Genomic DNA, 11,760 nt, shown 5'->3' on the forward strand with positions numbered 1-11,760 from the left:
GCAAGGACGGGGAGAGTCGCAGTGACCACTGCTGAGCCGCGACGGGCGAAGCACAGCACAGGCCTCGTGGACCCCGAACAGGGCTCCGCGCGGCGGTCCGCGCAGGACGGCGGCGGTCCCGCGGCCGGATTCGCGCAGCGGTGCCGCCGCCATCCGGTCCTGCTGACGACCGTGGTCGCCGCGGTCGCCCACCTGCTCTGGTTCTTCTTCTTCGCGAACAGCGGTGGTGACCTCGCGGCCCAGGACGCCTGGGCGGAGTTCGTCGGCCGGCATCCCGGTACCGCGTACAACCTCGCCTGGTACGGGGGCATGCACCCCGTCTCGTACAGCGTCGTGTCGCCGTATCTGATGTCGGTGCTCGGCGTGCGGACGACGATGATGATCGCCGGGACCGTTTCGGCGGCGCTGACGGCGCTGATCCTGGTCCGGGTGCGGGCCGTACGCAACCCGCTCGCCTGCTCGTTCGCCGGGGTGTTCGCGTACCTGTGCAACGCGCTGTCCGGGCGGGTGACGTTCGGACTCGGCATGATGTTCGCGGTGGGCGCGGTCGCCGCGGTGTTCTGCTGGCCGCACCGCTGGCGATACAAACGGTGGGCGAAGGCGGCCGTCGCCGCCCCGCTCGCCGGGCTGGCGACGGCGAGCAGCCCCGTGGCCGGGCTGTTTCTCGGCGTGGTCGCCGCCGCGCTCTTCCTGAACAAACGACGCCCCGGGGCGTACGCGCTGGGCCTGGCGCCGGTCGTGGTCGTGGCGCTCTCCGCGTGGCTGTTCCCGTTCTCCGGCACGCAGCCGATGTCGCTCGCGACGCTGTCGCTGCCGTTCCTCTTCGCGGCCCTCGTCTTCGTCCTCGTACCGCGCGACTGGAAGACGGTCCGCACCGCCGCCGCCGTGTACGGGGTCGGGACGCTGCTGACCTATGTGATCGACTCGCAGATCGGCTCGAACGTCACCCGGATGGCGATGCTGTTCGCCGGTGTGGTGCTGCTCGCCGCGCTGCCGTACGCGAAGCCTCGCTCCCGGCGCTGGTACGCACTGGTTCTGGCCTTCGTCGGGATGAACTTCTGGATCGGCTTCAAGAGCGTCGACGACATCGTCCGGACCGCTCCCGCCGCCTCCTGGACGCGTGAGCTGGCCCCTCTGGTCAATGAGCTCCAGAAGGTCGGCGCGGAACGCGGCAGGGTCGAGGTCGTGCCCGCCAGCAGCCACCGGGAGGCGTCCGCGCTCGCGCCGTACGTCAATCTGGCCCGTGGCTGGAACCGGCAGGCGGACATGGAACGCAATCCGCTCTTCTACGACGACACCCTGAACAGCGCCGACTACCGCGAGTGGCTCGACCGCTGGGCGGTGCACTACGTGGTGCTGCCCAAGGGAACCCCGGATTCCACCGGCGCCGTGCAGGAGGCGGAGCTGGTCGACGAGGGGCTGCCGTATCTGAAGCCGATCTGGTCGGACGCCAACTGGCGGCTCTTCGAGGTCGACAGCCCGGTACCGCTGGCAGACCCGCCGGCCACCGTGGACCGGGCCGGTGCCGGCGAACTGACCATCCATGTGAAGAAACCCGGCCGGATCCTGATCCGCATCCCGTACTCGCGCTGGCTCGCCCTGGTGGACGAGAAGGGCAAGAGCGTGGAGCGGCCACAGGAGACCGAGGCGTCCAAGCAGCGCGAGGACGAGAACAGTCCCCGGACGTATCTCAACACCAACGGCTGCCTGATCAAGGTCGAGGAGGACGCGGACGGCGACGAGTGGACGGAGCTGCTCGCGCCGCGGCCGGGTGTGTACCGGCTCGCCGCGCCCTACCAGCTGTCACCCGGCACACCGTGCCCGGAGGAACTGCGCTGAACCCGGCCCGACAACGGTTCGGCGGGCACCGAAGCGTTACGGATCTAGCGTCGAGGCATGACGGACACGAAGCACGCACCTGACGTACCCGACACACTCGAAGCACTGCACGAGCCCGACGCATCGCACGCGCCCGACGCGCCCGGCCTGCTCACGCAGGATGCCCCCGACATCCTCGACGAAGCCCCGGTGACCGACGACCGCGACCCCGCGCGGATCCTGACGGCCATGGTCGACCACGTCCTGGGCCTCGCCGGGACCTGGACCGGATGGGACGGTCGCCCCATCCCCGCCGACGACCGGATCTACACCCCGCACAAGGCGATCCGCCGTGTCGCCGACCACATGGTCGACCATCTCGCGGAGATGGAGGCCAGACTCGTGGGTGAGGAGACGCAGCCGGACCACTGGCACGCCTCGGCCACCACGACCGAGGCGGACCTCGCCCCGTTCACCGAGGCCGACCTCGACGAGGCGCGCAGCAGGCTCGTCCGTCTGGCCAGGATCTGGGCGAACCGTCTGGACGCCCTGACACCCGACCAGCTCGACCGGTCGCCGGGAAAGGGGTGGACGTTCCGCCAACTCGCTTTCCACCTGGAGGGATCGGTGTACTACGCGGACTCCGTGGGGGACCTGTCGTCGGCCGGTGCACCCGCTTCCCGCCCGGACCGGACACCGAAGCCATGACGCCGGACACCGAAGGCACGACGCCGGACACCGAAGGCATGACGCCGGACACCGAAGGCATGACGCCGGACACCGAAGCCATGACGCCGGACAACGCGCCCGGCGAAGCCGCGCTGCCCATGGCCACCGCCGCCACCGCGTTTGCCGCGCTGCACTGTTCGTCCGGCCCGCCGTTCCTGATTCCCAACGCCTGGGACCATGCCTCGGCGTCCGCGCTTGCCGGGCAGGGCTTTCCGGCCATCGCCACGACCAGCCTCGCAGTGGCCGCCGCGGCGGGCCTGCCGGACGGTGCGGGAGCGACCCGGGCGGAGACGCTGCTGCTGGCCCGGCGGCTCGGGACGGGGCCGTATCTGCTCTCCGTGGACGCCGAGTCCGGGTTCGGCGACGACCCCGACGAGGTGGCCCGACTGGCCCGTGAACTGGCGGATGCCGGGGCGGTCGGCATCAATCTGGAGGACGGCCGCAGTGACGGCACCCTCGCTCCGGTGGCGCTCCACGCGGCGAAGATCGCCGCGGTGAAGGCCGCCGTACCGCACCTTTTCGTCAACGCCCGTACGGACACGTACTGGTTGGGCGGCCGGGAGGAGGCCGCGACGACGTCTCGACTCCAGGCGTACGAACAGGCGGGCGCGGACGGTGTGTTCGTACCGGGGCTGACCGATCCCTCGGAGATCGCCACCCTGGTGAAGCGGCTCGAAACCCCTCTCAACATTCTCTACACGCCCTCTGGTCCCACTGTCCGCCAGCTCGGCGACCTCGGGGTACGCCGGGTGAGCCTCGGCTCGCTGCTGTTCCGGACGGCGCTCGGGGCGGCGCTGGGCGCGGCGGCGGACATCCGGGCGGGCAGGCCGGTGGCCGGGGAAGGGCCCACGTATGCGCAGGTGCAGGCCCTGGCCGGTCACGTCACTGACGGCTGTCGCTACGTCTGCGGCGCACTCGCGACACAGCCCAGATCCCGACCCCGATGATGGGGAACACGATCAACGACATCGTCACCATGGCGGTGATCCCCACGAAGAGAAATGTGACCAGCAACTCCCATATCGAGGGGTCCGGTTCCATACCCTGCCTCCTTGATGTGGTTGCGTGACGTCGCTCCGGCGACGACGGCCCCGCCGGAGCAGGGCCGGGGTCAGGGTCAGAGGCTGGGGATCTGCTCGATCCGTTCGCGGTTCAGCAGGAACAGGGGCAGGTGTGGCTGGTCCGGAGCGATGGGGAACCCCTGGTCGAGGGCGAGGCTCGCGATCGCCAGTGGCCCCAGGGCCACTTGGGCGCGCGGTGCCGCCGACTCGCCCCAGTGGGAACCGTGTTCCGCGAGGGCTTCGGCGAGTGTCTTGGCGAAGATGTCGTGGTCCCGTGCGATGAGACGGTGGAAGAGCGCGATCGGCTGGTAGTCGATCCCGTTCACGAACTCCATCGGCGCGTGGGTCACGTCGTCGGGCCCGGACGCCTTCATGGTGGCGACCAGCTTCTCCACGACCCCGTCCATGGAGTCGCGTCCGGAGAAGTAGGTCTGCAGGGTGTCGATCCAGCACAGCACGTACGCGTCGACGGAGTCGTCCTGCCGCAGCGTCTCCAGAGGCACCTGGCACAGTCGGCGTATCCGCTCCCCCTCCCGGCACACGATCGCCAGGTAGAGGGCGTCGAGCCAGGCACGGGCGTCCGCGGGCGGTGCCGCGGGGGTGGCCGGCAGCTGCCGGATCAGGTCCTCGCCCAGTCGGCAGTCCTGCGGCTGCGCACCGGTGAAGAGGGCGGAGCCGAGCTGTACGGCGGTGGCCCAGGCATTCCACGTATCGATGTGCGCTGCCCTGGGATCGGTGGCGCAGTGGGCATGGGCGTGGGCGACGGCGGAGGCGAAAGAGTCTCCCAGGCCGGCGGTCGGGTCCTGGGAGAGGCCTGCTGTCGACCCGGCTGTGGCGCGGGTGAGTTCGGCGAGGCCGGGAGCGGCGGCCTCGCCGGCGGTACGGGTGGCGAGTCGTCCGGCGCGGTCGAGGCGGATCAGGCCCTTCATCAGGCCGAGCAGTCGTGGCGGCGGTTGGATGGAGAAGGACCGGGTGTCCTCGTCGATGACCGTGAGCGATTCCAGGCCGCCGCGGTGCCACCAGTAGACCCGCGGGGACAGCGCGCTCGGCCCGTCCTCGAAGGCCCCCAGTGCGTAGGCGGCGAGGCTGTTGACGGCGTCGACCACCGTGCCGTCGGCGATCGGGTGGTACACCAGGTTGTGGCGGCTCGGCATGACGACAAGGGCACCGGACTGCGGAAGCGGCTCGCCGGTGACCTGCTGGACCGCGGCGGACAGGAACAGAGCTTTGCTGCCGACGAAGTGCGAGTCGCCGTAGAAGGAGTGCAGGATCGTTCCTTCGTGGGGGATCTCCTCGTATGTGACGGGTACGCGCATCAGGTTCCCGTACGCCGCCTGCCCCAGCTCCTCCAAGCCGACGCGCTCCACGTCCGGATCGGTGAGGATCCGTACGTCGGTGGGCCGGTCGAGGGCATAGGCGAAGACGAGGCCGTCGGCCACGAGGCGGGCGTAGCGCAGGGAGCTGGCGATCTCAGGGGTGATCGAGTCGGCGGGCAGCAGCCGGGCGTACGTACCGCGCAGCAGCACGTCGGTGTCGGGAGTGTGGTCCGGGTTCATTGCCCCGACTCTACGAAAGTGGTGTGCCGGCGGGTGGCGCGGCCCCGGCCGGGTCGGTCTGACCGGATGACCCAAGTAGGCGTGCGGGCAGGGCACTTGACGTAGGCGGCGGCATTGTTCGGACCGCTTTGGACGACGTTGCCCGGGGCAGAAGGGAACGTGCTCGACCGCGAGCGTCTGGGTGTTGGCCCGCCCGGCTGGTACTGGCCTCCACTGACCGCTGCCCCCCGACAACGTGGTGGACCCTTGGCCGACGCCGTACGCTCCCTGTGGTCAATCAAGGACTTCGTGGGGGACATTCATGCGCACAGCCATGCGACTTACCCTGCTCGGCACCGGCGTCGCGCTGGTCGCCACCGCAATCGGTGCCACCGCCGCCCAGGCGGAAGACGGCGGCAGCGGCAACATCACGATCGACAAGGTCGTCATCAACGGCGGCAAGCCGGTCGTGGTCGGTACCACCAAGGTGGTGTCCGCCAAGGTCTCCGTGACCGCGTCGGACGATTCGGGCATTGCCGAGACCACGTACATCAGCGCCGCCGGTCCGAAGCCGAACCTCGCGCAGATCTGGGACGACGAGATCACCTGCGTCAAGGCGAGCGCCACCACGTCGACCTGCACGGGCGCGCTGACGTTCGACCCGCAGGCATCGACCGGCTTCGTCAACAACAGCGCGGCGGCCACCTGGAAACTCGGCACACTGGTCTCCGCCAACGACTACGACTACATCCACCGGGACGCGGCCACCACGTTCAAGGTGCAGCGCTACTCGAAGCTGACGGTCGACGCCTCACCGGAGCCGGTGAAGAAGGGCAAGGCCATCACGGTCACCGGCAAGCTCTCCCGGGCCAACTGGGAGGACAACAAGTACCACGGCTACACGAACCAGTCGGTGAAGCTGCAGTTCCGCAAGAAGGGCAGCAACACCTACACCACGGTGAAGACGATCAAGTCCAACTCGACGGGCAACCTCAAGACGACCGTCACTGCTGCCACCGACGGCTACTTCCGCTACAGCTTCGCGGGCACGGCGACGACTCCGGCGGTCAACGCGACCGGCGACTTCGTCGACGTCCGATAGCCGCGTACTGAGAGTTTCCCTGAGACCTGATGCGGGAGAACACCGATTCGACCACAGGCGACCGTCGCACCGCGCCTGGTCGAGTCTCGGCGGTGTCCGGCAGGGGCGCCGTCCTCACCGGGACGGCGCCCCTGCCGGTGGTGCTGTCTTCGCAGGTCGACGCCGCCCGGCAGGACCGCCGGAGCAGACCTTGGGCCCGGAGCGGGCGTTGCGCGCGGGCCAGGAGGCTTTGGCCTGCCGACCGGCCGTGCGGCGGTGGCACATGCGCACGTCGGCATCCATTCTGTGGGGGTACGTGCGGGACGGAGCGCCCGTCCCGTGTGGTCAGCGGGCGGTGTTCGGGCCGGCTGTGCGGGAGTCGTCCTTGAGGCGCGCGGAGCTGATGATCTCCTCGGCCGCGGTGAGGACTTCGGCCGGGGCGTCACGCAGGCACACCGAGGCGTGCACCGTCACCGGATCGCGGCCACCATCCGGGGAGAGCGGGCGGGCGGCGTCCCACTGCTGGGTCGCGCCGAGCGCCTGGCAGAGGCTGCCGAGCGCCTTGGACCTGTGGAGCGGGGGCCCGTCGGTGGCCATGGCGTCCGCGGCGGCCCCCGTGCTGAAGACGATCAACGCGTCGCCCCGGCCCAGGGCCGCCAACGGAACGCACGGTGAGTCCTCCGGCCGGTCCTTGAATCATGGTGGACTTCGCCGAAGGGGTCCGAGGGGCCGGCCGATCCGGCAGCTCCCCGCACGGGACCTCGCCGCGCCACCGGCGTTGCCACCACGACGCGTGCGTGTTCACCAGGGCTCTGCGGATGTACGCCTCCGGATGGCCCGCCGCTATGCGCTGCCACTTGGGCCACACCTTGGCGAGGACGGTCTGGAGAAGGTCTTCTGCCTGGTGGGCGTCGCCGGTCAGCAGCCATGCGATCCGCAGCAGCCGCGGCCCGCGGGCGGCCACGAATTCCTCGAAGCCCGGCGTCGCACCCGTCACTCTCGCGTCCTTGCCATGGGGTTCCCGTCGATTTCCTAGCTGTCACACTTGGGAAACCGGTTGGTGTGCCTACGCGGTTGCCTCAACCGGGCGGGTTCTTCGGCGAGGGTACGGGCCTGACGGATCCACTACGGAACGGCCCTTGAGACCGCAGATCTCCCTCTCGAGCGCTGTTCCTGCGGGTAGGCGACACGACTCCTCGGTACCGTCCCTGCATTTTTTCGATGGCACCGGCACGAGTCCGGACGATCAGCGGAAATGACCATTACGGAACTGCAGGCCTGTCTGCACGCGGCTATCAGAGCCATCGGCCGGTCCGAGGCCGAAATCGCCCCACTGCGCCGCGACAACGAGCAGTTCCTCGCCGAGCTGGAAGAACTCCGTACCGGCGTCGCCGAACCCCGCCAAGGGGCCACCGCCGAGGAGGGCCCGGTCGTGTACAGCGAGTGCTGTCTCGACCGCATGAGCCTCGATACCGCCGCCTTCGCTGTCCCCGCCGACCCGCGCCACACCGGGCACCCGGACACCAGCCGTCCGGACACTGTCCGGACACCGGCCGGGTCCACCAGCCTCCTCGACGCCACGACGGAGTCTGGTAGCGGACCGGAGCGCTCTGATCTCACTGAGTGATGTTGCGCCGGAGTCATGCCCGGCACAACCTGAGAAAGCACGTCCGTCCTCGCAGACCGAAGGAGAAGATCCATGCGCACCAACAAGGCGTTTGCGGTTCTCTGCTCAGCTCTGTTCGCCGGCAGTCTGGCATTCGTGCCAGCAGCCACCCCACAGGCTTCGGCCGCCCCCAAACCTGCACAGACGGTGGCTGCAAACGAAATTCTCCTTCCCTACGCGGACGGCTACCGGCACGGCTTCAGGGACGGATTCGCCGATGCGCAGGACGACTGCGCGCGCAGGTCCGGGGAGGGGCTCGTCGCCAACCAGTCACTGGGCGAGCGGTGGGCGCAGGGCTACGCAGACGGCTACGACCAGGGCTACAGCCAAGGTTTCGACCGGTTCTGCTAGCTGGCTCCACCGGCTGGTCACGCCTCACGAGGCCGTTCCTCCGGCGCGTCGAGGCCCCCGCAGCGCTCTGCGGGGGCCTCCTACGTCAGGTGGCAACCGCGGCCGACCGACGAGCCGTTCACGCAACATTCCGAAGACGTTCGGTACCTGCCCCGAGCTTGTCGTTCAACGTGGCGGGCCGGCTACGGTGTGGTCCCAGGTTCTGTCGTGGGTCGGCTTCCCAGCGCGGAAGCGAGCCGGTCCTGGAGTGCCGGATCCTGCACTTCGACAGCGAGGCGACAGGCGATGGGCCCGATCTGCCAACCGGCGTGATGGTCGAAGTGCGCAGGAGATCTCGCCGCGTTGTGTGCGAGCTCTCCGAACAGCTCGGCGAGTCGCAAGAGCAGATGTTCCGCGAGTCGGTCTTCACGGCCCAGACTGCTCCGGCGGACGAGGTCGAACAATTCGCGGCCACGACTCCACTGGGTTTGGCCGGCCGCCATCTCCAGGGCTGCTTCGATCTCAGGAGTCCTGCACAGGCTCAGCGAATCCTGCCGGGTCAGTGCCCCCGGCAGGATTCGAACCTGCGACAGCCGCTTCAGGAGGTCGCGCGATCCCGCTCCAGCTGCTGTCGCTCACTGGCGCGACGGCCAGACAGAGGCGCTGGTGTACGTTCCCCGCCTTCGGCGTCGGCCTGGCGTTCGAGCCCATCAGCACGCCGCCGGCGCCCGTCAAAAGGGGCCCCGGCCGACGAGCCGCACGACCACGCCCTCGGACGTTCCCGCGGCGGACTGACCACCAAGATCCACCTCGCCGCGGACAACCGCTGCCGCCCCTCGCCTTCGTGCTCACTCCCGGCCAGGCCGGTGACGCGCCCGCGTCCCCCGAGGTCATGGCCCGCCTGCGAGTGCCGCGGCCGATCGGCCGGCCCAGGACCACACCGGATGTGGTCCTGGGCGACAACGCCTACTCGTCCCGCGCCATGAGCACTCATCTCCGCCGGCGCGGAATCCGGGCAGTGATCCCACAACCCGCCGACCAGGCCGCGAACCGCAAACGCCGCGGCAGCCACGGTGGCCGTCCGCCGGCCTTCGACCGCGAGACCTACAAGCAGCGCAACACCGTCGAGCGCTGCATCAACAGGCTCAAGCAGTGGCGCGGGCTGGCCACCCGCTACGACAAGACCGCCACCATCTACCTTGCCGGACTCCACATCGCCGCCATCTTCATTTGGTCGGCGAGGTGATCCGAAGGGACCCGCCTAGTAGCCGAGGTCCTTCTGCTCGGTGATCAGGCGGCCGGCGATGTGCAGGTTGCCGTCGGAGTCGAGCACCGCGATGATCTTCTTCGTGGAGCCGTGGTGGGTCGTGAAGTAGATCTTGTCCGCCTCCTGCGAGGAGGAGTGGTTCGTGTTCACGGACAACTCGATGCTCACCGGGGAGCTGATGAGTACGTCCTTCTTCGGCGAGGTCGGGTAGACCTGGTTCTGCCGCAACTTGACGCGGCCGTGGATATCCCCCTCGTCCCAGTCGGACGCCACGCCGAGGTCGATGTCAGCCATGCGATTTCCCCTCCGGTTCCAGTGGACGAACTCTGCGGCCGGGCTTCACAGGACATCCCGAACCGAGCCCAGAACCTACACAGTTCGTTCACATGACGGCATCACATCGCGGGACTATGACTGATTTTCATCCCGCTTCGTCGTGAAGTGACATCAAGGTGCCGGAGCCACCAAAAAGCCCGAAAAGAGCCGTGACAGCTCCCCGGGACCACGGCTAGGCCGACTCTCTCGGATCACCCGCTGACCAGATGATCCGAAGGAAACGGCCTAGTCCCTTTGGCTGAAGAGGGGGCTCGTGATCGCTTGGGGATGTGGACTCTATGTGGACTCCGGGTAGAGGAGAGCCCTCCCGTTCGAACAAACGGGAGGGCTCTTGGTGCCTCTGACCAGCTAACTACCCTGTGCCCCCGGCAGGATTCGAACCTGCGACACCCGCTTTAGGAGTGGGATCGAATCTTTGCCGGGGGGTGCCTGAGTCTGCCGCGTGGTGCTGTCCTGCCTGGTCAGCGGCCCGGAGCTCGACCCTCAATCCCGCCGGTGACACATCGTGTCGTACTGTCCGCTCACGCATCGCTCACGCACGTGCGCGTGAGTGGAGTCAGGCATCGGCGTCTCGGCGGTAGGGGCAATTTCCGCTGGCGGCCACGGCGGCCGTGCACGCCATGATCACGGTCCCGGTCTGCTGCAGGCTTTGGCGGAAGACCGCTTTCCTGGGATGCGCGCGGGGCGGGCAACCACTGGGGCCCGCGTCACCGCAACCTGCAGGTGCTGCCCGTTGGTGTTCGCCCCTCCGCTGTCCAGCTGGCCGGCAGCCTTCAGTGCATCGCGGCCACGGAGGGGGGCGGGCATATCCCATCGGCTGCCACTCACCCGGCTCGGTGTGGTCGCCGGGAACTAGTCTTCGGCGCCGTCGACGGTGTCGACCCACATCACGATCTCGCCCGGGTTGTATTCCGCCGCAGCGTTCAATACCTCAACCGGGACAGCGTGCAACGCTGACAGGAACTCAGCCGGCAATAGGCGCCCCGCCGGGTTCGTCACCAACGCATGCGGAGGGAACCTTCCGGGAAGCCCGTAGTCCAGAAGATGCGCTCGGTCATCGACCAATGGGCGGCCCGCCAAGCCCTCCACCACCTGATGCTGATGCCTGACCAGCAGGACCGCGTCGACGTTCCGAAATGCTGCCGCACCACCCTCAGTGCGATGGAACGAGTTCGGGGTGAACAACCCCGAAGCCGGAGACGTCAACGCCGTCAGAGGCTCGTTGACGAAGTCATCCCACACTAGGACCAGAACCGATCGAAAGTCCGGGTCAGTTGCGCGAAATCCGGCGAATTTCTTGTCTGCACTAACCAGGAAGTCCTTCACCGGGTTGTCGCGAGGAAGCGTAACGGACCCGCCGAGGGACTTCGGGGGTACTCCGATGCGTCCGTTCAGCTGCCAGCTGTTCGACGACCGATGCTTCGCATGTGTACTCAGGTCTGCGGCTTTAACCTCCACCCCGAGTGCGCCGAAGCCATCGAGCGTGATGACGACCTCGGGATTCGCCTTCGACCCGCCGGCAACGGGCTCCATCTCGAACTTGGCCGAAGCTGGCCAGGCGTAGGCGGCCAGGTGTGCCACGACCAGCACTTCGGCGTACCAAGCCAGAATCTGCTGGTAGTGCCCCTGGCTCCGGTCCACTCCGCCGAACGACTCCAGGCGTTTGAGCTGCTCCTTGGCAAAGCCCGGCATCACCGCGTCGCCGGTCGCCAGCGCCATCACCGTTGGTATCCCCACCGCGACGAAGCCGGGTGTCTTCGGGGTGAAGTTGTAGCCCAACCAATGCCATTCAGTGCGTATCGGCCCAGTCTGGATGGCGTCCATCAGCTCCGCGGCGTGCTTGGCGATCGGGTTCGACATCCAGAGGGCCCTTCTCTTGTTGAACCGATGCGGTTCATCGTCGTTCCAATGTTGGCAGCCAGCGCCAGCCCTTAGAG

Annotated in this window: 10 protein-coding genes and 2 pseudogenes; 7 read left to right on the top strand and 5 right to left on the bottom strand. The window is 68.3% G+C overall.

Features of this window, described 5'->3' with window-relative positions; genetic code table 11:
• Window positions 1-21: 21 nt before the first annotated feature.
• The 3 genes from ACF1B9_RS14090 (at window position 22) to ACF1B9_RS14100 (ending at window position 3,494) form a co-directional block, all read left to right on the top strand.
• On the top strand, window positions 22-1,839 hold the full coding sequence (locus ACF1B9_RS14090; RefSeq protein WP_391742468.1) for an MFS transporter: 1,818 nt from the start codon (window positions 22-24) through the stop codon (window positions 1,837-1,839).
• Between the two features lie 57 nt (window positions 1,840-1,896).
• Complete coding sequence (locus ACF1B9_RS14095; RefSeq protein ID WP_391742467.1) at window positions 1,897-2,526, top strand: hypothetical protein; 630 nt, start codon at window positions 1,897-1,899, stop codon at window positions 2,524-2,526.
• Between the two features lie 80 nt (window positions 2,527-2,606).
• Window positions 2,607-3,494: an isocitrate lyase/phosphoenolpyruvate mutase family protein gene (locus tag ACF1B9_RS14100; RefSeq protein ID WP_391742662.1), complete on the top strand. Its 888-nt coding sequence runs from the start codon at window positions 2,607-2,609 to the stop codon at window positions 3,492-3,494.
• Between the two features lie 170 nt (window positions 3,495-3,664).
• Here ACF1B9_RS14100 and ACF1B9_RS14105 read toward each other — a convergent pair whose 3' ends face one another.
• Window positions 3,665-5,164 (bottom strand): immunity 49 family protein, encoded by a 1,500-nt coding sequence (locus ACF1B9_RS14105; protein WP_391742466.1) that lies wholly within the window; start codon window positions 5,162-5,164, stop codon window positions 3,665-3,667.
• 313 nt (window positions 5,165-5,477) lie between these two features.
• Here ACF1B9_RS14105 and ACF1B9_RS14110 point away from each other — a divergent pair, with 313 nt between their 5' ends.
• A complete protein-coding gene (locus ACF1B9_RS14110) occupies window positions 5,478-6,245 on the top strand; it encodes a calcium-binding protein (RefSeq protein WP_391742465.1) in 768 nt (255 codons plus the stop codon).
• A 324-nt stretch (window positions 6,246-6,569) separates the two neighbouring features.
• On the opposite strand, the gene ACF1B9_RS14115 is transcribed toward ACF1B9_RS14110, so the two are convergent.
• Both ACF1B9_RS14115 and ACF1B9_RS14120 read right to left on the bottom strand, forming a co-directional pair.
• Window positions 6,570-6,884: a hypothetical protein gene (locus ACF1B9_RS14115; protein WP_391742675.1), complete on the bottom strand. Its 315-nt coding sequence runs from the start codon at window positions 6,882-6,884 to the stop codon at window positions 6,570-6,572.
• A 76-nt stretch (window positions 6,885-6,960) separates the two neighbouring features.
• A pseudogene (locus ACF1B9_RS14120) lies at window positions 6,961-7,221 on the bottom strand (sigma factor); the annotation flags it as partial.
• A gap of 258 nt (window positions 7,222-7,479) precedes the next feature.
• On the opposite strand from ACF1B9_RS14120, the gene ACF1B9_RS14125 reads away from it, so the two are divergent.
• The 3 genes and pseudogenes from ACF1B9_RS14125 to ACF1B9_RS14135 all read left to right on the top strand — a co-directional run.
• Window positions 7,480-7,851 (top strand): hypothetical protein, encoded by a 372-nt coding sequence (locus ACF1B9_RS14125; protein WP_391742464.1) that lies wholly within the window; start codon window positions 7,480-7,482, stop codon window positions 7,849-7,851.
• Between the two features lie 72 nt (window positions 7,852-7,923).
• On the top strand, window positions 7,924-8,241 hold the full coding sequence (locus ACF1B9_RS14130; protein WP_391742463.1) for a hypothetical protein: 318 nt from the start codon (window positions 7,924-7,926) through the stop codon (window positions 8,239-8,241).
• 749 nt (window positions 8,242-8,990) lie between these two features.
• Window positions 8,991-9,466: pseudogene (locus tag ACF1B9_RS14135) on the top strand (IS5 family transposase); the annotation flags it as partial.
• A 15-nt stretch (window positions 9,467-9,481) separates the two neighbouring features.
• Here ACF1B9_RS14135 and ACF1B9_RS14140 read toward each other — a convergent pair.
• Window positions 9,482-9,781: a DUF6342 family protein gene (locus ACF1B9_RS14140; RefSeq protein WP_391742462.1), complete on the bottom strand. Its 300-nt coding sequence runs from the start codon at window positions 9,779-9,781 to the stop codon at window positions 9,482-9,484.
• An 894-nt stretch (window positions 9,782-10,675) separates the two neighbouring features.
• Window positions 10,676-11,683: a hypothetical protein gene (locus ACF1B9_RS14145; protein ID WP_391742461.1), complete on the bottom strand. Its 1,008-nt coding sequence runs from the start codon at window positions 11,681-11,683 to the stop codon at window positions 10,676-10,678.
• Between the last annotated feature and the right edge of the window lie 77 nt (window positions 11,684-11,760).

The organism is Streptomyces sp. NPDC014727 (assembly GCF_043083485.1).
Classification (GTDB): domain Bacteria; phylum Actinomycetota; class Actinomycetes; order Streptomycetales; family Streptomycetaceae; genus Streptomyces.

Bases quoted from the DNA above. Each gene is read 5' to 3' on its own strand.
- ACF1B9_RS14095 (WP_391742467.1), top strand. From the start codon at position 1,897: ATGACGGACACGAAGCACGCACCTGACGTACCCGACACACTCGAAGCA.
- ACF1B9_RS14100 (WP_391742662.1), top strand. From the start codon at position 2,607: ATGACGCCGGACAACGCGCCCGGCGAAGCCGCGCTGCCCATGGCCACC.
- ACF1B9_RS14105 (WP_391742466.1), bottom strand. From the start codon at position 5,164: ATGAACCCGGACCACACTCCCGACACCGACGTGCTGCTGCGCGGTACG.
- ACF1B9_RS14110 (WP_391742465.1), top strand. From the start codon at position 5,478: ATGCGACTTACCCTGCTCGGCACCGGCGTCGCGCTGGTCGCCACCGCA.
- ACF1B9_RS14125 (WP_391742464.1), top strand. From the start codon at position 7,480: ATGACCATTACGGAACTGCAGGCCTGTCTGCACGCGGCTATCAGAGCC.
- ACF1B9_RS14130 (WP_391742463.1), top strand. From the start codon at position 7,924: ATGCGCACCAACAAGGCGTTTGCGGTTCTCTGCTCAGCTCTGTTCGCC.
- ACF1B9_RS14140 (WP_391742462.1), bottom strand. From the start codon at position 9,781: ATGGCTGACATCGACCTCGGCGTGGCGTCCGACTGGGACGAGGGGGAT.
- ACF1B9_RS14145 (WP_391742461.1), bottom strand. From the start codon at position 11,683: ATGTCGAACCCGATCGCCAAGCACGCCGCGGAGCTGATGGACGCCATC.